General features: G+C 45.6%; 19 protein-coding genes. 12 read left to right on the top strand and 7 right to left on the bottom strand.

What is annotated here, in order from left to right:
• Positions 1-83: 83 nt before the first annotated feature.
• Together ABXT59_RS13890 and ABXT59_RS13885 are read left to right on the top strand one after the other, a co-directional pair.
• Positions 84-1,889: a CHASE domain-containing protein gene (locus tag ABXT59_RS13890; protein WP_443636825.1), complete on the top strand. Its 1,806-nt coding sequence runs from the start codon at positions 84-86 to the stop codon at positions 1,887-1,889.
• A 36-nt stretch (positions 1,890-1,925) separates the two neighbouring features.
• Positions 1,926-2,471, top strand: a complete 546-nt coding sequence (locus ABXT59_RS13885; protein WP_443636823.1) for a cupin domain-containing protein — start codon at positions 1,926-1,928, stop codon at positions 2,469-2,471.
• A gap of 17 nt (positions 2,472-2,488) precedes the next feature.
• On the opposite strand, the gene ABXT59_RS13880 is transcribed toward ABXT59_RS13885, so the two are convergent.
• Both ABXT59_RS13880 and ABXT59_RS13875 read right to left on the bottom strand, forming a co-directional pair.
• Positions 2,489-3,769 carry an NAD(P)/FAD-dependent oxidoreductase gene (locus ABXT59_RS13880; protein WP_443636822.1) on the bottom strand — a complete coding sequence of 427 codons (1,281 nt, stop codon included), beginning with the start codon at positions 3,767-3,769 and terminating at the stop codon, positions 2,489-2,491.
• Positions 3,770-3,783: 14 nt separating this feature from the next.
• Positions 3,784-5,160 (bottom strand): glutamine synthetase family protein, encoded by a 1,377-nt coding sequence (locus tag ABXT59_RS13875; protein WP_443636821.1) that lies wholly within the window; start codon positions 5,158-5,160, stop codon positions 3,784-3,786.
• 305 nt (positions 5,161-5,465) lie between these two features.
• On the opposite strand from ABXT59_RS13875, the gene ABXT59_RS13870 reads away from it, so the two are divergent.
• The 5 genes from ABXT59_RS13870 (at position 5,466) to yczE (ending at position 12,621) form a co-directional block, all read left to right on the top strand.
• Positions 5,466-6,236: a gamma-glutamyl-gamma-aminobutyrate hydrolase family protein gene (locus ABXT59_RS13870; protein ID WP_443636819.1), complete on the top strand. Its 771-nt coding sequence runs from the start codon at positions 5,466-5,468 to the stop codon at positions 6,234-6,236.
• 3 nt (positions 6,237-6,239) lie between these two features.
• Positions 6,240-7,583: a glutamine synthetase family protein gene (locus tag ABXT59_RS13865; protein ID WP_443636818.1), complete on the top strand. Its 1,344-nt coding sequence runs from the start codon at positions 6,240-6,242 to the stop codon at positions 7,581-7,583.
• 15 nt (positions 7,584-7,598) lie between these two features.
• Positions 7,599-8,966: an aspartate aminotransferase family protein gene (locus ABXT59_RS13860; protein WP_443636816.1), complete on the top strand. Its 1,368-nt coding sequence runs from the start codon at positions 7,599-7,601 to the stop codon at positions 8,964-8,966.
• A 182-nt stretch (positions 8,967-9,148) separates the two neighbouring features.
• A complete protein-coding gene (locus tag ABXT59_RS13855; protein ID WP_443636814.1) occupies positions 9,149-11,659 on the top strand; it encodes a methyl-accepting chemotaxis protein in 2,511 nt (836 codons plus the stop codon).
• A 281-nt stretch (positions 11,660-11,940) separates the two neighbouring features.
• A complete protein-coding gene (gene yczE / locus ABXT59_RS13850) occupies positions 11,941-12,621 on the top strand; it encodes a membrane protein YczE (RefSeq protein ID WP_443636813.1) in 681 nt (226 codons plus the stop codon).
• A gap of 56 nt (positions 12,622-12,677) precedes the next feature.
• Here the strand turns inward: yczE and ABXT59_RS13845 are convergent, their stop codons facing one another.
• Positions 12,678-13,811: an MFS transporter gene (locus ABXT59_RS13845; RefSeq protein ID WP_443636811.1), complete on the bottom strand. Its 1,134-nt coding sequence runs from the start codon at positions 13,809-13,811 to the stop codon at positions 12,678-12,680.
• 473 nt (positions 13,812-14,284) lie between these two features.
• Here ABXT59_RS13845 and ABXT59_RS13840 point away from each other — a divergent pair, with 473 nt between their 5' ends.
• Positions 14,285-15,598 (top strand): ammonium transporter, encoded by a 1,314-nt coding sequence (locus tag ABXT59_RS13840; RefSeq protein WP_443636810.1) that lies wholly within the window; start codon positions 14,285-14,287, stop codon positions 15,596-15,598.
• A 61-nt stretch (positions 15,599-15,659) separates the two neighbouring features.
• A complete protein-coding gene (locus ABXT59_RS13835; RefSeq protein WP_443636809.1) occupies positions 15,660-15,830 on the top strand; it encodes a hypothetical protein in 171 nt (56 codons plus the stop codon).
• Between the two features lie 84 nt (positions 15,831-15,914).
• On the opposite strand, the gene ABXT59_RS13830 is transcribed toward ABXT59_RS13835, so the two are convergent.
• Positions 15,915-16,892, bottom strand: coding sequence for a malate dehydrogenase (locus tag ABXT59_RS13830; protein ID WP_443636807.1), 978 nt, complete (start codon positions 16,890-16,892; stop codon positions 15,915-15,917).
• 203 nt (positions 16,893-17,095) lie between these two features.
• Between ABXT59_RS13830 and ABXT59_RS13825 the strand changes: the two genes are divergently transcribed.
• A complete protein-coding gene (locus ABXT59_RS13825) occupies positions 17,096-17,992 on the top strand; it encodes a fumarylacetoacetate hydrolase family protein (RefSeq protein WP_443636806.1) in 897 nt (298 codons plus the stop codon).
• On the opposite strand, the gene ABXT59_RS13820 is transcribed toward ABXT59_RS13825, so the two are convergent.
• Positions 17,989-19,347 carry an NAD(P)-binding domain-containing protein gene (locus ABXT59_RS13820; RefSeq protein ID WP_443636805.1) on the bottom strand — a complete coding sequence of 453 codons (1,359 nt, stop codon included), beginning with the start codon at positions 19,345-19,347 and terminating at the stop codon, positions 17,989-17,991. The two genes, ABXT59_RS13825 and ABXT59_RS13820, sit on opposite strands and share 4 nt — an antisense overlap.
• Positions 19,348-19,829: 482 nt before the next feature.
• Here ABXT59_RS13820 and rpmB point away from each other — a divergent pair, with 482 nt between their 5' ends.
• Positions 19,830-20,066, top strand: coding sequence for a 50S ribosomal protein L28 (gene rpmB, locus ABXT59_RS13815; protein ID WP_443636803.1), 237 nt, complete (start codon positions 19,830-19,832; stop codon positions 20,064-20,066).
• Positions 20,067-20,077: 11 nt separating this feature from the next.
• On the top strand, positions 20,078-20,233 hold the full coding sequence (gene rpmG / locus ABXT59_RS13810; protein ID WP_443636801.1) for a 50S ribosomal protein L33: 156 nt from the start codon (positions 20,078-20,080) through the stop codon (positions 20,231-20,233).
• Between the two features lie 103 nt (positions 20,234-20,336).
• Here rpmG and ABXT59_RS13805 read toward each other — a convergent pair whose 3' ends face one another.
• Both ABXT59_RS13805 and radA read right to left on the bottom strand, forming a co-directional pair.
• On the bottom strand, positions 20,337-20,891 hold the full coding sequence (locus ABXT59_RS13805) for a GNAT family N-acetyltransferase (RefSeq protein WP_443636800.1): 555 nt from the start codon (positions 20,889-20,891) through the stop codon (positions 20,337-20,339).
• A 47-nt stretch (positions 20,892-20,938) separates the two neighbouring features.
• Positions 20,939-22,342, bottom strand: a complete 1,404-nt coding sequence (gene radA, locus ABXT59_RS13800) for a DNA repair protein RadA (RefSeq protein WP_443636798.1) — start codon at positions 22,340-22,342, stop codon at positions 20,939-20,941.
• Positions 22,343-22,358 lie beyond the last annotated feature (16 nt).

Raw genomic sequence — 22,358 nt, 5'->3', positions numbered from 1 at the left:
CTTTGCTAACTTGGCTCAAATTCCTCGCTCTAGTTTTACAAACAATAAGCTCTGCATATGTGGTGAACTGAAGGATTTAAATTGTGGATAAAGGTAACTCACTAGATTATTTAGTCTTGCCATCGACCCTGCTGCGTAGTTTTCTGTTTCTGTGCAGTTTAGTGTTGATGGTGCTCCTTGTTACCAAGACCATCGTTAATACCCAGCAAATTGATTTTAAACAGAACGCCCACTTGGCGGTTTATCACATTCAAGAGCAAATTGTGACCAATGATGTTGCACTTGCTGGCTTTAGCAGCCTGTTTGCCACTTTAGACCCTAACGCCCTCCAAAAAACACGGGATTTCACGCAATATATGCGTGCCGCTTACCCTCACATCTATATGTTTGAAGCGATGTTTAGAGTTGATGCGAGTCAAAAACTGAAACACGAAGAGGACATGCGTGCTCTTGGCTACCCAGACTATAAGGTCACTCCTTACGGGACAGAAAAGAAACTGATAAATCAACCCGATCAAGCCTTGACTGGCGTGCCCGCGCACTACCCTATTGTTTTTATTGACCCATTCTTTGCATCTCTTGAAGGACTTATGGGCTTTGATATGATGTCGGTTAGCAATATGCGTGAGACGCTACTGGCCTCCATTGCATCGGGTGTACCGGTTGCTTCTAAGACCTTCAACTTGCGAGAGGGTGGGCGCGGTTATGCCCTGATTAAGGTCCAAACATTGCCTGATACTGAAGCCATAATGGAGCAGCGTCATAATCAGGATTACCAACCGCCTTTAATGTTTTCAAGGGCAATTAAATCTTATTCAGGGGATGTCGCCACATTAATAATTATTCGGGCAGATACTATCGCGGCTTCCGTCGCCGATATTGTACCCGCAGCAAAGGTGCAGTTAATTGATGGCCCAGAAGGTCAGTTAGCTGCAGAATTTAATACTCCCCAAATTCTAGACTTACCGGTCATAAACATTGAAACCTTATTGTTTCGGGGCGACCTAGATGACTTGGCGCAGCCCTTTAAAGTTCTGCTTTCACAGCCTGCTGGCTTATACTCCCAACATATTAAATTAATCACATTATTAGTTTTGCTTATGTGCATTGCTTATGGGTTTTATTACCGCAGTTTACTGAGCAAATATAGATTACAACTGCAAAGAGATGCGGGTTTGTTAGAACTGAGTCAGCAGCATACAAAACTAGAAATGATGGTCGCTAAACGAACTGCAGAATTGCAACGACAAAGTGACGAGAATACCAACCTGGCGCAGCAGTTGATTCGAGTGCAGGAGGACCAAATTCATCATATTGCTAGAGAACTGCATGATGAGTTTGGCCAAACCTTGACTGCGATTAAGATCAACGCCCACATTTTGGAGCAGGCACAAACCACAGAGCTAGTGGGGACTTACGCCCAAGACATTACCTCTCAAGCCGATGCTTTGTATGCAACCATGCGTGATATGATTCAACGCTTAAGGCCAGAGGCCTTAGATGCGTTTGGTCTGAAGGCGGCTGTTGAGCAATGCATGATTGCCTTCCACTTAGATGAACAAAACATTGATTTAGCCCTGACCATTGATGATTCAGTCAACGACCTAGAAGAACTATATAGCATTGCCAGCTACCGTATTGTGCAAGAACTAGTCAATAATGCCGTTAAACATGCTCAGCTAAATTGGCTTAAAGTGCATTTAACTATAACTGACCAACACATGCACATAATGGTTGAGGATAATGGTGTGGGCTTTGATCCCATACAGAAAAAACTTGGGTTTGGGTTATCTGGTGTAGACGAACGTGCGCGTTCGTTAGGTGGAGTCGTTGATATAAATACTGCAATCGGCAAGGGCGTGAGGGTGTGCGTAAGCATGCCACTCTAGGCATGCTGAGTCATTGAACTATAGGGAGTTAAGACTTTGGACTTAGGAGCTAGATTAAAAACCATTCGTAAACGTTTAGGGCTGTCACAGCGCGAATTAGGCAAGCGTGCAGGAGTCACTAACAGCACCATTTCCATGATCGAAAAAAACACCGTAAGCCCATCCTTTAGCTCATTACTTAAGGTGCTTAAAGGTTTTCCTATGGGAGTGGAAGAGTTTTTTACCACCGATCTAGTGATGAGTAATCAGGTCGTTTTTAAGGCTGATGAACAGGCTGATATGAGTGCTCAAGGAGTCGCCATAAAGCTCATTGGCCACGGTGTGGCAGAGCGAAATATTTCTTTACTTAGCGAAACTTATCCGCCTGGAGCTGATACTGGTGCCGAGATGATTAAGTACGATGGAGAAGAAGCGGGTATTGTGGTGCAAGGCGAGATTGAACTGACAGTGGATCAGCAGGTTTATCATTTGGTCACTGGAGATGGTTATTTTTTTCGTACCCATCTGCCCCACCGCTTTCGCAATTTAGGTGATACAACTGCTAAGGTTGTGAGTGCCAACAATGGCAACCTATCCCAATAACAATGTACTCAAATGGGCTACAACATATCCCGCAAGCGATACCAAGTCATGGCTAACATGAGTGCGGGGGTTTTTAATAAAGTACCACCAGGGAAAGGTAGATGGCTAATCTCTTTAAATAAATCAAATCGCTCAGCTTGCCCTGCTACGGCTTCTGCTAACAGCTTACCGGCCAAGCCCGTGGCTGCAATGCCATGTCCTGAAAAGCCTTGTGCAAAGTATAAGTCTTGACCAACGCGGCCAAAGTGAGGGCCTCGATTCATAGTTATAGCCACATTACCACCCCATGAATAGGCCATTTTAACGTCAGCCAACTGTGGAAAAACACCCAACATACGCTGACGCATAGAGTGCATGAGGTTTGGTGGTGCTAAGGTAGAGTAGCTAACGCGACCGCCAAAAAGCATCCGATAGTCCGCTGATAAGCGAAAGTAATCTAATACAAAATTAACGTCAGCAATGGCCATATTATTATTGATCAGGGCTTTGGCTCGCGCTTCCCCCAGGGGTTCTGTGGCACCGATGTAAGTGCCAACTGGCATTATTTTATTGCTAATTTCAGGCACTAGTTTACCCATATAGGCGTTACCACAAAAAAGCACTTGTTGCGCTTTAATTTGCCCTTGAGCGGTCTGACAAACATTAGCTTGAGATTTTCTAGTTACCTTAGTTACGGCAGAGTCAGTATAAATAGTCACGCCTGCATCAAGGGCTGCTTGGGCTAAGCCTAAAGTGTAATTGAGAGGGTGAATATGGCCCGAGTTGGCATCAAAAAGACCACCAAGATAACGCCCACTCTGCATTTTTGACTGCACGTCCTGCTGGTCCCACAGGGTTAAACTATCATAGCCATAATCTTTTTCTAGGCAGTGTTGCCATTCTTCAATTTCGTTCATCTGGCGGGGCTTTATAGCCGCATGCAAATGGCCTTGCTGCAAATCACACTGTATGTGGTGCTGTTCTACACGCTCTCGCAGAACGTCAATGGCCTCAACCGACATGTCCCACATGCTTTTAGCCGCTACCTTACCCGCAGATTTTTCGATCACAGACATGTCGCAGCCATAACCAAAAATCATTTGTCCACCACTGCGTCCAGAAGCACCCCACCCCACCAAATTAGCTTCGAGCACCGTGACCTTATAGCCTCTTTCTGCTAGATTTAAAGCCGCACTAAGTCCAGTAATACCTGCGCCTACAATGCAGACATCCGCACTGTGATGGCCTTGTAAAGTGGGGCATTGCAACTCTTGGTTAGCGCTGGCGGCGTAATAAGAGTGGGTATGTGTTTGGCTCATAAAAATCCTACGGGTTAGAGTGTTCGTTGGTACCAGTCTATTTCTAAACTGCTGACGTGGCGGTTAAACTCGGCGTATTCATGTTGCTGTACTTGGCTGTAAACATGGATGAATTTAGCTCCAAAAGCGTTTGCAGAAAACTCACTATCATTTAACCTAGCATAGGCATCCACCCAATTTAGTGGCAAGCTAGAGGTCACTTTTTGAGCCCCATTACCCGTCGTTTGTGGGCCTACAGATAAATTGTGGTTGATACCGTGAAGGGCGCCTGCAAGTAATGCAGACATGGCCAAATAAGGGTTGGCATCAGCGCCTGCCACACGGTGTTCAATGCGGGTAGCTGCGCTTGGGCCATTGGGGACACGCAAGGCAACCGTGCGGTTATCCACCCCCCATGTTGGCGCCATGGCGACAAAGAAGTCAGGTTGAAAGCGACGATATGAATTCACTTTGGGGCACAGCAGAGCCATGGTCTCAGCCATGGTGGCTTGTAAGCCAGCTAAAGCTTTGCTGAGCATCGGATTGGGCTGATGTTGCTGACTGCAAGCGAATACATTGGTGCTAGAAGTATCGAGTAAACTCATGTGAATGTGCAGACCACTACCTGCCTGATCAGCGTAAGGTTTGGCCATAAAGGTAGCGCCAAAACCATGCTTGCGACTCACACTTTTAATAATCCGTTTCAGCAAAATAGCTTGGTCGCAAGCCAGGAGGGGATCTGCAACATGCTGTAAATTGATTTCAAATTGTCCAGGGGCATACTCAGCCACGGCTGCAGATGCGGGTATGTTTTGCGCTTGGGCAGCCAGCATGATGTCATCCAAAAGAGCACTATAGTCATCTATATTGTCAATTGCATAAACTTGCGTGTCTGCTTCGCGAAGGCCCGTTACTGGCGCTATTGGTGGCTGCAATAGGCCCGAGTCAAGGCGTTTTAAATCGGTGAGGTAGAACTCTAATTCAACCGCTACCACGGGAGTTAAGTTTTGGGCTTGATACTGATCACAAATTTGATTCAATACCTGACGTGGGTTAGCAAAGTAAGCCTCACCAGGGGCCTGTTCCATGGTAATTAAACACTGTGCTATGGGCTTATCCTGCCATGGCACCATAGTTAAGGTATGAGCAATGACTCTGCAGGGCTGATCACAATCTCCTGTGTCAAAGCCGATACCCGTACTTTCAACCGTATTACCATTAATATCCAGTGCAAATACTGACCCGGGTAAATAAATACCTTGTTCATACACTTTGATTAACTCGTTTGCCGGCACCCGCTTGCCTCGCAAAATGCCATGTTGGTCTGGCAATAAGACATCCACACTCACAAGGTCTGGGTGAGCGCTCAAAAAAGCTTCAGCCTCAATAGGGGAGGCAATGGTATGGGGCATGAGCTAAAAGTCTCTTTTATGGGTCTTTCTGAGATGGTAGCAGAATGGAGGCGATAGACAAGCATTCACAGCTTAATGTTTGGAATAATATAATTATTTTTTTATAAAAAAGTTGTAATATGAATTAAAATCAATCTTTAATTTTTTATAATAGTATATAAAACAAACTATTGGATGCCTTTATGATGTATATGCTGAGCAGAATACAGGTGTTCAAAATAATATACACAGCTATTGAAGGTTAAAACCGCTTTATGCTATGGTCAAACGTCTAACAACAGGTGCCTTCAAGGCCATTTAAATCTATGCCAAAAGCTCTCATCGGCCTTGTTTGCGAAGTGAACCAAGACGGCCTGCACCCATACCATCGTGTGAGCGAGAAATACGCTCGTGCAGTCGTTGATGCAATGGGAGCCATACCAGTTCTCATCCCCGCCTTAATAAACAAAAACAATCACTTAGACATTGATATAGACGACTTGCTAAGTCATCTTCATGGTGTGTTATTACCTGGTGGCTACAGCAATATAGAACCACATCACTATGGGGCAGCGAGCCGGGCAGGGACTCAGCACGATAAGGCCAGAGATAACCTTGCATTAGCTTTAATTCCAGCGGCTATAAAAAGAGGTGTGCCTCTGCTCGCTATTTGCCGGGGCTTTCAAGAAATGAATGTTGCATATGGTGGTAGTTTACATCAGCATGTACAAGAGTTGACCCACTTTAATGAGCATCGAGAAAACAAAGCTGATCCTATGGACATTCAATATGGCCATAGTCATCACATTAAGTTAACTGACCATGGATTGCTCCACACTCTTTATGGTCAGCCAGAAGTGCGGGTCAACTCATTACACGGGCAAGGTATCAACCAATTGGCACCTGGCTTGAGGGTTGAGGCGATAGCCGAAGATGGCTTGGTGGAAGCCATTACTGATCCCAATGGCCAAGCCTTTAATCTGGCAGTGCAATGGCATCCCGAGTATCAAGTGACTCAGGATGCCTTTTACCAATCTATTTTTACTGCCTTTGCAAGGGCCTGTAATGGGCACCAGCAAAGCCAAGGCGGTCGGTGATTTATGACTAATTTCAATGGCTTACAAAAATGGTTACAAGAACATAAAATAACAGAAGTTGAATGTATTGTGAGTGACCTTACCGGTATGGCGCGGGGAAAGATTATGCCTGCGGCCAAGTTCTGTGATGGCGAAGGCATTCGTTTACCAGAAGGCGTTTTAGTCGCCACGGTGACGGGCGACTATCTAGATGACTATAGTATGATCGACCCTGCAGAAATTGATGTTTATTTAAAGCCAGATCCTAATGCAGCGCATTTACTGCCATGGGCCACTGAGCCTACGGCGCAGATTATTCATGATTGTTATGATCGCCATGGTGAGTTAGTCGATTTGGCGCCACGCACCATATTGCGCAAGGTGCTTAAGTTATATGCAGATATGGGGCTAACACCTATTGTTGCACCTGAAGCTGAGTTTTACCTGACCCAAAGAAGCCATAATCCAGACTCTCCCTTGCAAGCCCCTATAGGTAGAACAGGTCGTGCTGAGACGGGACGTCAGTCTTACAGCATTGATGCTGTGAACGAATTTGACCCCCTGTTTGAAGATGTCTATGACTACTGTGAAGCGCAGAACCTTGATGTTGAGACCCTAATTCACGAAGAAGGCTTAGGGCAAATGGAAATCAACTTTCATCATGGAGAGGCCTTATCCCTAGCAGACCAAGTATTCTTGTTTAAGCGTACCTTGCGAGAGACCGCCTTTAAACATGATCTATCAGCTACCTTCATGGCCAAACCATTGCAGAATCAGCCTGGCAGTTCCATGCATATTCATCAAAGTTTACTTGATGCACAGGGTAATAATATTTTTGTTGGGGCGGATGGTGGTATCAGTGAAGCTTTAAAGCACTACATTGGCGGTCTACAAAAATATACCAAAGCGGCCACTGCATTATTTGCTCCCAACGTTAACTCTTACCGACGCTTTTTGAAAGATGAGTCAGCGCCAGTCAATATGCACTGGGGCTTTGATAATCGCACGGTGGGTTTGCGTGTGCCAGAAACTTCAGGCCCTAATATTCGGGTTGAGAACCGAGTTGGGGGCGCTGACGCCAATCCCTATTTAGCCATGGCCGCAACCCTAGCTTGTGGTTATTTAGGTATGCAGGAACAGCTGGAACCAAGCGCCCCTGTTGAAGGCAGTGCCTATGATAAAGGCACCAGAGAATTACCCCGCAGTCTCACGGAGGCGCTCATCCAGTTGGATCGATGTGAGCCCCTACGAGAATTATTTGGCGACCGGTTTGTGAAAGCTTATGTGGCCGTGAAAGAAAAAGAGAATGATAATTTTATGCAAGTCATCAGTTCTTGGGAACGTGAATACTTGCTCTTAAGTGTGTAATAGGGAATTAATAAGATGAACGCAAAACAACACGACACTAAAGCCTTACAAGACCTTGATAAACAGCATTATATGCATCCGTTCACTGATTCAAAGGCCATGCACAAAAAAGGCACCCGCATTATTACGGGTGCAGATGGCTGTTATATATATGATTCTGAAGGTGGCAAAGTCCTCGATGGCATGGCAGGACTTTGGTGTGTAGCCATTGGTTATGGGCGCCATGAGCTTGCTGATGTAGCGGCTCAACAGATGCGCGAACTGCCTTACTATAATAGTTTTTTTGGTACTGCGCACCCACCCGTTATTAAGCTAGCGGCACAACTCAAAAAATTAGCCCCTGCCCATATTAGCCATGTATTTTTCACGGGTTCTGGCTCTGAGTCTAACGACACTAACGTGCGTTTGGTGCGCCACTACTGGCAAGCCAAAGGCCAGCCAAAGAAGCGCACTATTATCTCCCGTTATAACGCATACCATGGCAGCACTATGGCGGCCATGAGCTTGGGAGGCATGAAAGGTATGCACGACCAAGGTGGTATTATCGATGGCATAGAGCACATTATGCAGCCCCACTGGTACCATGAAACCTTGGTGGGTGAAAGTGAAGAAGACTTTGGTTTGCGTGCAGCACAGGCCCTAGAAACGAAGATTTTAGAGGTTGGTGCAGATCACGTGGGCGCCTTTATTGGTGAGCCAGTACAAGGAGCGGGTGCTGTTATTGTGCCACCTGCGTCTTACTGGCCAGAAATTCAGCGTATCTGCAAAAAATACGATATATTACTTATTGCTGATGAAGTTATTACGGGGTTTGGTCGCACAGGTAATTGGTTTGCATCTGAAACCCTGGGTATTGAGGCGGATCTCATGACTATTGCTAAGGGTTTATCTTCAGGTTATATGCCCATTGGTGGTGTATTAATTAGTGATCGAGTGGCTAAGGTCGTCATTGAAGGGGGTGAGTTTGCCCATGGCTATACTTATTCTGGCCATCCTGTAGCAGCTGCCGTGGCTTCCGCAAATTTGAGTATTATTGAAGATGAAGGCCTAGTCGAAAAAGTTAGAGATGAAACGGGCCCCTACTTGCAGCATCGGTTGCTCGAATTATTGGACCATCCCTTGGTGGGCCAGGTGCGCGGTATCGGGTTAATGGGCGCTCTAGAATTAGTGCAAGATAAAGCCAGTCATACGAACTACCCTAAAGAGGTCGGTATTGGTGGTATTTGCCGCGATTATGCCTTAGCAAACAGCTTGGTGATGCGAGCAGTAGGAGATAGCATGATCATGTGTCCACCATTGATTATTAGTAAGTTAGAAATTGATGAATTAATGGAGAAGACCAAAAAGTCTCTGGATCAGACTCTAGCCCATGTAGAGGGTTAGCCTTTGATCCCGCCCCTGACTATGGACGACCTAATGATTGCCCTTAGTATGCCCGCACACTAGACGTAACTTCTGCGGTTGAGGGTGATCTTTTAGTCGATAAAAAGTGCTTTTGCGGGCTTAAGTAGCAAGTGGTAATATGCTATTCATAAAAATAAAAATTTTATGGGGACAAGAGGCATATGAACTTAAAGCAAAAGCTAATCCTATTGATCCTTACGGCGGGTATATTCCCCGCCTTAGTCATTGGCTTAATTAGCCTACAAAATAGCCGTGCTGCCCTAGAGCAGCAAATTTTTGATCAGTTGGAAGCACAACGGACCATTAAAGCTAATCAAATTACCCAGCACTTTGCTAGTGCTGAGCATGACATTCAAACCCTAGCAGATAATCTAGCATTGATGATCGATAACCAAGGCTTAGAAACAGCAATCACCCAAGTTGATCAAAATGGCCAAAGCTTATTTAGCCGTTACATAGAACGCAACGACTACTATGACCTCTTTCTACTTGATACTGAGGGCTACTGTTTTTACAGTGTTACTGAAGAAGCTGATTATCAAACTAACCTCATTTCTGGCAAGTTTAAAGACTCGGGTCTGGGCGAGGTGGTGCAGAAAGCGATGTTTGATAGTCAATATCACATGTCAGATTTGGCCCCCTATGCCCCCAGTAATGGAGATCCTGCAGCCTTTGTAGCAGCACCTGTGATGGTGCAAGGTGAATTGGTGATGATCTTGGCTATGCAACTCTCTATGGAGGGCATCGATGCCATTATGTCTGAGCGCACAGGCCTCGGTAATACGGGGGAAACCTATTTGGTCGGTGCTGATTTATTAATGCGTTCCAACTCTTTTTTAGATCCAGTCAACCACAGCGTAGAGGGCTCTTTTGCTAATCCAGAACTAGGTAAAGTCGATACTGAGGCCGTCCAGCAGGCGGGACTGGGTAATATAGGTAGTCAAATAGTAATTGACTATAATGGTAATCCGGTACTTTCTGCCTATGCACCATTAGCCTTGCATGACGAAGTGATGTGGACCATTCTTGCTGAAATTGATGAAGCAGAAGCCTTTGCACCCATTGCTGCGTTGCAGACCACCATGTTAATTATTGCAGGTGTGGGTGTGGTACTGATTATTTTTTTAGCCTTTATGTTTGGAGCAATCATCTCCAAGCCAATGCTTAATTTAGCCCATGTTATGAGCAAAATTGAACATACAGGAGATCTTTCACTGCGCTTTAAAGACCCCAGCAAAGACGAGACAGGTCAAGCGGGCCATGCCCTTAATGCCCTTCTTGTAAGGCAACAAAGCGCTATTACAGAAATCAACATAGTGATGGGCGCAATTGCAGTTGGTGATTTTAGTCATCGAGTAGACATGGATTTAGTCGGTGACTTTAATAGTTTAAAGCATGCCACCAATAATTCTGCAGATAGTGTTTCGAATACCATGCATTCTTTGGGTCAGGTCATGAGCAGTCTGTCCGCCGGTGACTTTAGTGCGCGGATGACAGGCAATATAGAGGCTAGCTTTCGCAAACAAGTCGATGATGCCATGACCAGCATGGAAGTGGTGTTAGGTGAAATAGGACAGGTTATGCAGGCCTTGGCTCAAGGACGTTTTAATCGGCGCATAGAGGTGCAGTTAGACGGCGACCTAAACCTACTGAAACAGAACACCAATAACGCTATGGACGCCTTAGAGCAAGCGTTAGAAGAAGTGACTCAGGTTGCCTCTGCCATTAGTAAGGGTGACTTAAATCAAACCATGAGTAATCACTATGAAGGCGATCTCAATAATATTGCCATTGCCCTCAATGGCACAAGTGTCAGTGTGGCAGGCATTGTTGGTGAAGTAAGATTGATGGCGCAAAATGTGGGACAAGGCGCAGATGAAATTGCCAAAGGTGGTCAAGACCTCACTACTCGCACAGCCGCCCAAGCCTCCTCGCTTGAGGAGGCTGCGGCAAGTATGGAGCAAATGGCAGATTCTGTTCGACTGAATGCAGACAATGCAGACCAAGCCAATGACCTGATGAAGGACTCCATGGAGCAAGCTGAAATGAGCGGTATGGTAGTCAGCCAAGCTGTTGAAGCAATGGGTAAAATTGCTCATGCGAGTCAAAAAATAGCAGATATTATTAGTTTGATAGATGGTATTGCTTTTCAAACTAATTTATTGGCACTCAATGCGTCAGTTGAGGCAGCGAGAGCTGGTGAACATGGCCGAGGGTTTGCTGTGGTTGCAGGCGAGGTGAGGTCTTTAGCACAGCGAGCTGCTGGAGCAGCAAAGGACATCACTGATCTGATCCATGACAGCAGTGCCCGCGTGGAGCAAGGTAGTTTGTTGGTCAATCAAACGGGCACCTCCTTGGATAAAATCCGTAGCTCCCTTAATTTTGTTTCCACTACAGTGAGTGAAATAGCTGCAGCGAGTAATGAACAGGCATCAGGTATCGAGCAGGTGAATCATGCGGTGTCTCAATTGGATTCACTAAACCAACAAAACTCTGCACTAGTCGAGGAATCTGCAGCTGCAGCTGATGTATTAACCGAACAGGCTGCAGAACTCAACAACCTAATGCAGTTCTTTAGTACGGATGCTGCAGCGCCAAGCACAGGTGAAGCCAAGTCAATGCCAGAACATCTAGAGATAAAAACCCTAGTATCAGACCTTAATGGTCAATAGAGCGCGAGCAGCATGGCGCATTATTATTTGAAGTTAAAACAAGGGCGCATCATGTAAACCAAGAGTATGTGATCTTATCTAAGCTATTTGGCTGATGAGAGGCATGCCTCAAGTTTAGGTAGTATTGACCGCACTAAGACTACATACTGTTAAGTTATCGCTCTCCAAAACGCCATACCCGCCAACTTCACCCCTAATGTGAAGCATTTGGTTAGTGCAGTCATTCGAATTAAACGCCGTTATAAGTAGTTGTGATTAACAGCTATGAGAAAGTATTGAACATGACATTAAAGCCAAAATTTTTATCCGTTAAAGCCGTCCCAACACTGTTTTGGAGTTCGCCTAAAGCGCTAACCATCACACCACCGTTATTATCTGTTCTGTTTCTAGTGTTAGGACTCATACTGTTTGGCCTGGGCGAAGCTTTACTTGTTGCCGCAGGTGTTGGCGTGAGCCCTTGGACTGTTTTAGCTCAAGGTATTATGCAGGTGACGGGTTGGAGTATTGGCTTTGCAACTTTTGTGACTAGCGTTGTGGTTCTGCTCTTATGGGTACCTTTAAAGCAAACACCGGGTATGGGCACTATTCTAAATGCCATTATAATTTCCTTAGTGTTGGAATTTGCGCTGCCATTTTTGCCTACTTTTGATCACCTTGGGCTGCAGCTTGCAGAAGCCACTCTTGGTGTTTTGGTAACGGGCTTTGGTGGTGGCTTATATTTAATAGCAAATTTGGGCCCGGGTCCAAGAGATGGTCTAATGACCGGGCTTCAAAGAGTCACAGACCTACCCATTGCTTGGGTTCGGAGTGGCATTGAGCTATCAGTCATTGCTGCTGGCTGGGCCCTAGGCGGAACTGTTGGTTTTGGAACTGTGTTATTTGCCTTAGGGATTGGCCCCTCGGTAGCCGCTAGCATGTATGGCTTAAATAGTATGTTTGGTCACAAGAAAGTCCCTATTTAAGTTCCTAGTTAACTTCCTAGTTAAGTTTTAGCTTGTGCTCATTAGCCCCCACCCAACTAGTTTTTGATCACCCAATAGGCGGTGACAGGCACGATTGCAACGAGTAACGTGAGCAGCCAAAAGGCGATAGGTAAGCTGGTTAAGTCAGCGGTAAAGCCTAACACGGCAGGACCGATTAAAACCCCAGCGTAGGCCGTAGTTGTCACTGCAGCAATAGCGAGGCCAGGTTGCATTACTTTTTGTCTGCCAGCAGCACTGAAAAAGATAGGCACTAAATTAGCAGCGCCCAAGCCCAACCATAAAAACCCAGTAAGAGCGACTAACGGCGCGCTTGAGAGCAAGATCACAGCAATACCTATAATACACATGATCCCCCCCACCACAAGCACCCAGAACTCACCTAAAACCCTGATAATATGATCTCCCGTTAAACGTGCAAGCACCATGGCGGCTGAAAACAGAATGTAACCTATCCCTGCGCTTTGTGGATCAGCCAATTGACGCTCAATAATCAAAAGAGCACCCCAATCAAGTACAGCCCCTTCGACTAAAAACATAATCGCAGACAAGGCCCCCAATAAAAGTACGATGCCATGGGGCCACACAAATGCAGTTTTTGGCCCAGTGCTTACGCGTAATAGGCGCTTAACTGTGGGTACAATCGCCACTAATGTCACTACTGACCCTATTATTGCGCTCATAGTCACTGATAGGCCGATGGATAATAGCAGCGTCATCAAGCCTGCTCCAGATAACCCACCAATGCTAAATTGTGCATGAAAACTGGACATTAAAGGTCGCTTTTCTTGGCCCTCTAAATGAGCCCCATGAAGATTCATTGAGACGTCAAGAGTGCCCAGCGCCGCTCCAAAAATGAACAGCATCATGGCTAGAATCCACAGACTTTGAGCCATGGCTAAAGTAGGTAGAAAAATAATAAGCCCAAAGCCTCCTAGCAACATCATAGATCGGGGCCCTCTCTGCGCAGCTAATAACCCAGCCACCGGCATTGCAAATATAGAGCCCAGTCCAAAGCAAAGTAAAAGCATACCGAATTGGCTTTCATTGGCGCCTACATTTTGCTTTATAAAGGGAAAGATCGGCGCACAGCAAGCCATGGCAAACCCAGCTGCGAAAAATGTAAGCCTGGTTGCAAGCCTTGCTGGAGCTGTGGCAGCAAATGTGCTCATTGAACGTCCTATGGTTGGGTTATTAACCCTAGATTGAGGTTAGGTAGGAAAACATCAATGGCCACAAATAACATATCCGACTTCGATGCAGCTGATTTTGAAGGAGCGCGTTGACGACTTTACCCAAGGTCTGCACAAGGTTTTATTGAGGCGCGTCTAGCTTCCAAATTCAAGATTGTGTAAAGAAACTTGACGTTTCTTTGCATTTAGGTTGTTTTAATATAATCATTGTCGGTTTTGTCTGAGTTAATATATTGACTTTATAGTCAATTAATATAGGAGTATTAACCAATATTTATGGAGCTATTATGCAAAAAAGGATGTCGGATTTGTGTTTGACGTATGTATGGCTTCATGGTTAAGATCTATGGTGATAGAAATAAGTATATCTATTGTATCAATATATTTAAATCTTTCATCGCATATCTGATGCGCTAGTAACCTTAAAATAACAACAAAAATGGAGGGAGACTATGACTCCTGAAGAAATGCAGGCAGCAATAGAGGCGTTGCAAAGTTTAAGCAACACTAACCTCGAAATATTTTATTATTGGTGTACCGCCATAATGATCTTAATTCATGCGGGCTTTCTCATGTACGAGATGGGTGCATCGCGAGTTAAACACTCGCTGGCATCTGGTACCAAAAACATTCTCGCTTTTGCATTTATGATTCCCACCTTCTACATGTTTGGTTGGTTGATCTATTTGTCCATGTGGCAGGGCTTCACCTACGACCCAGTATGGGGCGAATTTGGTTTACCCATGTCAGCAATCATGGGGCCTAACATGGCAGACCAAGCCACGGGTGTATTCTGGGGCGCTTTCACTCTATTTGCTTGTACGACCGCTTCCATCATGTCTGGTGCAGTGATCGAGCGAATTCGCATGGCCTCTTTTGTCATATTAGCGGTTATTTTGGGCTCTGTGGTTTGGAACCTGGCAGCCTCTTGGGGTTGGCATCCTGCCGGTTGGTTGGTCACTGAATACGGTTATCATGATGCAGTGGCTTCTGGGGTGGTACATACCATTTCTGGTTTCTTTGCCCTAGGTGTATTGATCAACCTTGGTCCACGTATTGGTAAGTTCAATGCGGACGGTAGTGCTAACGTTATTCGTGGACATAGTCTACCTATGACCATTACCGGTTTGATGTTGATTGTGGTTGGTTTCTTTGGCTTCATTGGCGCTTGTGTGTTGTACAACTACGGTGTTAATGGCGGCTGGACTAATATTTACGGTGGTCCAACTACACTCTCGGCATACTGCTTTAATACCTTAATGGCCATTGCTGGTGGTATTATTGGCTGTTACGCCTGTACCCGTGATCCATTCTGGATGATGTCTGGTGCCTTGTGTGGCGTTATTTCAGCTGCAGCTGGTCTAGACCTTTGGTATCCACCACTGGCCTTTGCTATTGCCTTCGCAGGCGGTTACTTAGGTCCTTGGGCGGCTAAGCAAATTGAGAAGATGGGTATCGATGACGCTGTTGGCGCCGTCGCTGTGCATGGTGTGTGCGGTGTTTGGGGCTTATTGGCTGTAGGCATCTTCCTTGGTGGTTATCCAGGCTTTAGTTCTTGGGATGGCTTTGATGTGCCTTCTATTAACATGACAGGCCAGGTGATTGGTGCTGCTGTGATGATTGCAACAGGATTTATCCCAGGTTATGTATTGTCTTGGATCTTCAATAAGTTAGGCATCCTTCGGGCAGGAGATGGCGTTCAACGTGACGGCATGGATACTGAGTTGGAAGGTATTGCTTACCCAGAAGAGATCCGCTCTCAGTAACTTGACTTATACAAGCCAAACTTAGTTTGGCTTGTATCCATAAAGAATAAGAGGTTTACCTATGTTTAATTCATCACCGATTACTAGTTGGGAAGGTGCAGAAGCTATCTTCACTTATGCTGACAGCCCTATGGGTATGGCAGTCTGCTTTTGGATCATGACAGCTATGTTGATCGTCCCTTTGGTTGTGTCTTATAAGGCTGAAGAACAGGCCGAGATTGACCATCAGTAATTGATGCTTAATGCTGAGGTCTAAAACAGAGACCTAAAAAAACCGCCTATTGGCGGTTTTTTTGTTTTATGCCCATTCTAAACGTTACACTAAATGAGCAATCGCGTTGCGCTCTTCTTCTAGCTCTTGGCGAGTCTTATCGATGTAGGCTTGGCTTGATGCATCAATGGATAGGCCTTGCACAATCGAGTACTCACCATTTTGACAAGTGACCGGAAAAGAGAACATTAAGTCCTTTGGAATGCCATAGCTACCATCGCTTGGAATACCCATACTGGTCCAATCACCATCGGCTGTGCCCGCGACCCAGATGCGCATGTGATCAATAGCTGCATTAGCAGCAGAGGCAGCAGAAGAGGCGCCCCGAGCCTTTATAATGGATGCCCCTCGCTGGGCAATGACTGGAATAAAGTCTGTGTCGATCCAGTTTTGGTCGACTAGGTCGGTCGCAGCTTGGCCCTTCACACTTGCATTAGTAACATCAGCGTACATGGTGGCTGAATGGTTGCCCCAAATACACAATTTCTTCACATCACTTACTCCAGCATTGGTTTGGTTAGCAAGTTGCGTGAGAGCCCGGTTGTGATCTAACCGAGTCATGGCTGTAAATTGCATTGGGTTTAGATCAGGAGCGCTCTTCATAGCGATGTAAGCATTGGTGTTGGCAGGGTTGCCTACGACCAGTACTTTAACATTCGGGTTAGCGTTATCATTGATGGCTTTACCTTGAGCGGTAAAGATGTTGGCGTTGGCTTCGAGCAAGTCTTTGCGTTCCATACCTGGGCCACGTGGACGCGCACCCACAAGTAAGCAATAGTGAGCATCATCAAAGGCCACTGCCGCATCATCTGTGGGCGTGATAGAGTTCACTAAAGGGAATGCACAGTCTTCAATTTCCATAACTACGCCATTGAGGGCGCCTAACGCAGGGGTGATTTCTAATAATTTAAGGTTGATCGGCTGGTCACTGCCTAACATCTCACCTTTGGCAATGCGAAAGATAAGTGAATAAGAAATCTGGCCGGCGGCACCGGTGATAACAACGTTAACTGGGCTTTTCATTAAGTACTCCGAAGCATGGGATTTTTGATTGACTGCTTAGTTAAAAATAATTTGTGACATACAAAAGGTAGTGAAATAGACCAAAATGTCGCATTGATACGGCTTAGGGTCTTAATTGCAGCAGCATTATACCTAAAATTTTTTAACTTCGGTATTCAACAAAGATCTATTAAGTCAATACACAATATTAAGGAGTCATTTAAATGCATTATGTCACCACCAAGGATGGCCGTTTAGCTGCAGTTATCAATAATCGTTTAATAGACCTTAAAGCTGCCAGCATAGCTCTAGGGGGAGCCGTCCCATGCAAGGACATGTGGGCTTTACTAGAAAGCTCCCAAAAGGTTCAAAATGAGCTTGATATCCTTGCCAAAAAGGCCTACGAACAACAACTAGCCAGTGTAGTTTATGAGCCCCAGTTGGTCGGTTCACCATTAACATACTTGCGCCGCAACGTATTATGTATCGGCAAAAACTATGCTGACCATGCGGCAGAAATAGCTGATAAAATGGGCATTAGCGCTGACCTACCAAAACACCCAATTGTGTTTAGTAAAGCCACCAAAACCCTCATTGGTCCATTAGAGTCGATACCATTGCATGCAGGCGTAACCCGTAAGATAGATTATGAAGGTGAACTAGCACTAGTGATTGGTAAAGCTGGAATCAATATTGCCGAAGGTGAGGCCTGGAGTCACATATTTGGTTTTAGCTGTTATAACGATGTGTCTGCTAGGGATTTACAAAAACGCCATGGACAATGGCATATGGGTAAATGTTTAGATGGTTTTGGACCCATGGGCCCCGCCATAACGCCGACTTATGGTCAGCCTTTAAGTGATGATCTTCGACTCACCTGCAAAGTGAATGGTGAATTAAGACAAGACGCTACTTTGGGGCAAATGATTTTTGACATTCCTACCCTAATAGCGACTTTGTCAGCTGGTATCACCTTGGAAGTGGGTGATGTGATTGCCACAGGCACCCCTGCTGGCGTGGGCATGGGCTTTGATCCAATGCGTTTCTTAGCGCCTGGTGACGAGGTGGAAGTGGCCATCGATGGCACACTTCCCCTCACCAATAGCCTTGCTTTAACTTAGGTTTTACTTTCACCTTCACCTAAATAGCAGGCCAGAGAATCGTCTAGAGCGTCAACCCAAGGGGTGTGGTGGGGTGGCGCAATTTTCCCCGTTAGGGCTGACTTGTAGCCATGGTCACGGAAGGTCATAATGCCTTGTTTTTTGTGCTTCTTCCACTGGTAAAAGGCTTGATTACAACCTTCTAAGTCGATCGCAGGATAATCGGTTTTGGCCATTAACTCCATGGTGTAGCGGCCTTGAAAAGCGATGGCTTCGTAGTCATCAGCTAGGCTGTCCTCTTGGGTTCGCCAGTCATCAATGTCGACTTGCATTTCGGGCTGGGTTGGCAAAGCCACACGCCCCATAATCACATCTCTTGCATACCATGCTTGGGCATCAAACATATTAAATGTGTACCACTGATCCTGCATGCCTAAGTACATGAGTTTAGGGTTATGTTGCCAGACCACACCGTTATACAAATCAACTGGATAAAGACGATTATTAGTTTTTAGATTGAGTGATTCATGCATAAATGGGAAGTGGTGCAAGTATCCAGTGCATAGGATAATGGCATCAACCTTTTTTTGTGTACCGTCAATAAAGTACGCAGTATCTTGGTCAACGTATTTCAAGGCGGGAACTTCTTGCCAATTATCTGGCCAGTCATAACCCATAGGCGCAGTGCGGTGTGCCACAGTGATAGTTTTCGCACCGTACTTCCAGCATTGCGAGCCAATGTCTTCTGCGGAATAAGAGGTCCCCAAGATCAAGATGTCTTTATCTTTGAATTCTAACGCGTCCCGAAAATCGTGTGCGTGCATGATGCGCCCACCAAAATGATTGAATCCGGGGTACTCCGGTACGTTGGGAGTAGAAAAGTGGCCACTAGAGACAATCACGTAGTCAAACTCTTCCTGATACTGTCTATTGTTAGGCAGGTCTTCCGCAGCAATCATAAAGGTGTCAGAACTGTCTTGGTAAGCAACGTGACGAATGACGTTAGAAAAACGAATGTACTTGCGCACATCAGCTTTTCTTACACGGCCTTCTATATAATCAAACAAGACCGCACGCGGAGGAAATGAAGCAATTTCACCACCAAAGTGCTCGTCAAATGAATAGTCTGCAAACTCCAAGCCTTCCTTAGGGCCATTAGACCAAAGGTAGCGATACATACTGCCATGCACAGGCTCACCGTATTGGTCTACCCCAGTGCGCCAGGAATAGTTCCATAGGCCACCCCAGTTATCTTGTTTTTCAAAACACACAATTTCTGGAATTTCGGCACCTTTAGCTTGAGCCGATTGGAAAGCCCGTAACTGAGCTAAACCGCTGGGACCTGCTCCAATAATAGCAACACGTTTTTTACTCATGGAATTCCTCATTAAATTTTTGTTATAAAGCTTTCACCTGTATTAAACCACATTATCGTAATCTAGTGCTTTTGACTATTATGGAAAACTCATAGTCCAGTTAACAAAAAATAGTTAAAATTTTTCGTAACTTTTGCCTGCTCATTAAGGCAAAGTGTCTTTAAATTTTTGTGGTTCAGCACTTTTAAAAAAAGGCTAAACTAAATAGTGTTTAAGTAAGGCTTTAAGGGGTGCAATGCCTTGGGAGGGATTATCATAGCCCACTTCAACACTTACGATAGAGTTCGTGGCAGCTTGTAGCTCATAAACCACAAGCTGTTCTTGCCAATGGGCGCCTAATCTGCTAATGTCTCGCCTCCATATTTCTACCTCCAGAGTTTAGGTTTTAATGTGGCTGGTACGGATAATGGCCCACTGGAGGGCTGCTCCGCCTGAGAACTAAGCACAAGGTTTGGTTCAAGACTAATATTGAGGAAGTTAAAATGTCCAGAGTATGTATGATTACTGGAAAGCGCCCTGTCGCTGGTAACAACGTGTCTCACGCACACAACAAAACACGTCGTCGTTTTTTACCAAACTTGCATTGGCATCGTTTTTGGGTAGAAAGCGAAAACAAATTCGTTCGCCTTCGGGTATCTTCCAAAGGTATGCGTATTGTTGACAAGAAAGGCATTGATTCCGTTCTAGTTGACGTCCGTGCCAATGGCACAAAGGTTTAAGGAGAAGACTCATGCGCGATAAAATTAAGCTGGTTTCCAGCGCTGGTACTGGTCACTTCTACACCACTACTAAGAACAAACGCACCATGCCTGACAAAATGGAATTAAAGAAGTACGATCCAAAAGTTCGTAAGCATGTAATGTACAAAGAAGCTAAAATCAAATAATTGATGGTGCTTTATAAAAACTGGCCTCTAGCAATAGACGCCGGTTTTTTTATGTACAGGATGTACGGTATGCCGTGGTGATAGGGATGTCATGGAGCGGCAGTTAATGACTCGGATTCACCAAGGCTGTGAGTATGTGGTCTTCCCAGGTGCCTGCGATATTTAAATAAGATTTAGCATAGCCCTCTTTTTCAAATCCTAGTCGCTCAAGCAAAGCCTGGCTGCGATCATTTGTGACCATGTAGGTAGCCATGACACGGTGTATATTGAAATGGTTGAACATGTACTCTAGGCACCATGGCATAAATTCTTGCATCAACCCTTGGCCTTGGTGTTGGGCATCAATAGAGAAACCTACAAAGCATGATTGCAAGGGTCCTCGCACGATTTGTGAAAAGTCTATGCTAGCAATCATTCGCCGATGCTGAAGATTAAAGACGCCTAATTTAACTTGTTGGTCGGCGTAAAATGCACCCTCGGCTTCTAGAATACGGTTAAACATGGTTTCTACTTCATAAAAATTGGCCCCTCGCACAGGTTCCCACGGTAAAAAATGCGTCCGATTGCGCGCATAGTAATCGGCTAGGGCGTTAGCATCTTTAGTATCGATGAGGCGGATATGACCGTTGGAGGTAATAATATCTGGCTTAATAGTCATGCAGACAACTCCTTACTGCTATAGGGTAGACCATAAAATGAAACGGCTTATAGGGCTGCTAAAGCCTCCTGTAGGTTTCTAACACCAATAATGTCCATCCCTTCTAAGCCGTCCCGGTCTTTGCCCACAGACTTGTGGGCCTTTGGAACATTAGCAATAGGCACTATAGCGCGTTTAAAGCCGTGTTTGGCTGCTTCTCGAATCCGTTCTTGGCCACTCGGCACAGGACGGATCTCGCCTGATAGTCCTACCTCACCAAAGACCACTAAGTTCTGATCTAATGCTTGGTCCCTTAAACTGGAAACAATGGCCAATAACATGGCCAGATCGGCACCTGTTTCAGATACCCTTACACCCCCTACTACATTAACAAAAACATCTTGATCGCCTGTGTGTAGACCACCATGACGGTGTAATACGGCCAACAACATGGTGAGTCGGTTCTGGTCTAGCCCCACGGCTACACGGCGAGGATTATTCATATGGCTGTCATCTACTAAGGCTTGTAACTCAACCAAAAGTGGTCGACTGCCTTCCCATATGACCATTACTAAGCTGCCCGCTGCACTTGTATCTCCACGGGACAAAAAGATGGAGCTTGGGTTTTTAACTTCCTTAAGGCCAGTTTCCATCATTGCAAACACGCCTAGTTCATTGACCGCACCAAACCGATTTTTATGGCTTCTTAAGGTGCGGTAACGACTGTCGTTATCACCTTCGAGTTGCAGTGAACAATCAATCATGTGCTCTAAAACTTTGGGACCAGCTAAGCTACCGTCTTTGGTAACGTGCCCCACCAATAAGAGTATAGCGTCAGATTGTTTGGCATAACGTGTAAGGGCTGCGGCACACTCTCTTACTTGGGACACACTGCCAGGAGCTGAGGTAATGTCGGCTAATTGCATGACTTGGATAGAATCTACCACAATGAGTTTAGGCTCAAGCTGGGCACAGGTCACTAAGATAGCTTCAACGTCAGTCTCGGTGAGCATCTTTAAATTTTGGGTGGGTAATTCTAGGCGCTGGGCCCGCAAGGCCACCTGTTGCAATGATTCCTCACCGGTAATGTATAAGGCAGGCATGCGTTGGGCTAAGCTGCACATGAGCTGCAGTAATAATGTACTCTTACCTGCCCCAGGATGCCCACCAATGAGAATGGCAGAACCTGGCACTAAGCCACCACCTAAAACACGGTCTAGTTCACTAATGCCTGTACCTAAGCGGGGCATACTAGCCACATCAACGTCACTTAGGTCTTGTAACTGTGACGCTACACCGGCATATCCCTTGGCGGCACTGACCCTAGCACTGGCATTTACATGGCCCCCAGTCGGAGCTAAGCGTATCTCTTGCAGACTATTCCAGGCACCACAATCACTGCATTGTCCCTGCCACTTGCTACTGTCAGAGCCACATTCATTGCACACATAGGCAGTTTTAGCTTTGGCCATGTTGTTGTCTCAAATT

Source organism: Candidatus Njordibacter sp. Uisw_058 (genome assembly GCF_047730065.1).
GTDB lineage: Bacteria > Pseudomonadota > Gammaproteobacteria > Pseudomonadales > Balneatricaceae > Njordibacter.
Note: the sequence above shows the minus strand (reverse complement) of the source record. Positions and strands in the feature narration are given on the sequence as shown.

What these genes read in the sequence shown, in the direction of transcription:
- ABXT59_RS13880 (WP_443636822.1), bottom strand. Translation starts at nt 3,769, where the DNA reads ATGAGCCAAACACATACCCACTCTTATTACGCCGCCAGCGCTAACCAA.
- ABXT59_RS13875 (WP_443636821.1), bottom strand. Translation starts at nt 5,160, where the DNA reads ATGCCCCATACCATTGCCTCCCCTATTGAGGCTGAAGCTTTTTTGAGC.
- ABXT59_RS13870 (WP_443636819.1), top strand. Translation starts at nt 5,466, where the DNA reads ATGCCAAAAGCTCTCATCGGCCTTGTTTGCGAAGTGAACCAAGACGGC.
- ABXT59_RS13865 (WP_443636818.1), top strand. Translation starts at nt 6,240, where the DNA reads ATGACTAATTTCAATGGCTTACAAAAATGGTTACAAGAACATAAAATA.
- ABXT59_RS13860 (WP_443636816.1), top strand. Translation starts at nt 7,599, where the DNA reads ATGAACGCAAAACAACACGACACTAAAGCCTTACAAGACCTTGATAAA.
- ABXT59_RS13855 (WP_443636814.1), top strand. Translation starts at nt 9,149, where the DNA reads ATGAACTTAAAGCAAAAGCTAATCCTATTGATCCTTACGGCGGGTATA.
- yczE (WP_443636813.1), top strand. Translation starts at nt 11,941, where the DNA reads ATGACATTAAAGCCAAAATTTTTATCCGTTAAAGCCGTCCCAACACTG.
- ABXT59_RS13845 (WP_443636811.1), bottom strand. Translation starts at nt 13,811, where the DNA reads ATGAGCACATTTGCTGCCACAGCTCCAGCAAGGCTTGCAACCAGGCTT.
- ABXT59_RS13840 (WP_443636810.1), top strand. Translation starts at nt 14,285, where the DNA reads ATGACTCCTGAAGAAATGCAGGCAGCAATAGAGGCGTTGCAAAGTTTA.
- ABXT59_RS13835 (WP_443636809.1), top strand. Translation starts at nt 15,660, where the DNA reads ATGTTTAATTCATCACCGATTACTAGTTGGGAAGGTGCAGAAGCTATC.
- ABXT59_RS13830 (WP_443636807.1), bottom strand. Translation starts at nt 16,892, where the DNA reads ATGAAAAGCCCAGTTAACGTTGTTATCACCGGTGCCGCCGGCCAGATT.
- ABXT59_RS13825 (WP_443636806.1), top strand. Translation starts at nt 17,096, where the DNA reads ATGCATTATGTCACCACCAAGGATGGCCGTTTAGCTGCAGTTATCAAT.
- ABXT59_RS13820 (WP_443636805.1), bottom strand. Translation starts at nt 19,347, where the DNA reads ATGAGTAAAAAACGTGTTGCTATTATTGGAGCAGGTCCCAGCGGTTTA.
- rpmB (WP_443636803.1), top strand. Translation starts at nt 19,830, where the DNA reads ATGTCCAGAGTATGTATGATTACTGGAAAGCGCCCTGTCGCTGGTAAC.
- rpmG (WP_443636801.1), top strand. Translation starts at nt 20,078, where the DNA reads ATGCGCGATAAAATTAAGCTGGTTTCCAGCGCTGGTACTGGTCACTTC.
- ABXT59_RS13805 (WP_443636800.1), bottom strand. Translation starts at nt 20,891, where the DNA reads ATGACTATTAAGCCAGATATTATTACCTCCAACGGTCATATCCGCCTC.
- radA (WP_443636798.1), bottom strand. Translation starts at nt 22,342, where the DNA reads ATGGCCAAAGCTAAAACTGCCTATGTGTGCAATGAATGTGGCTCTGAC.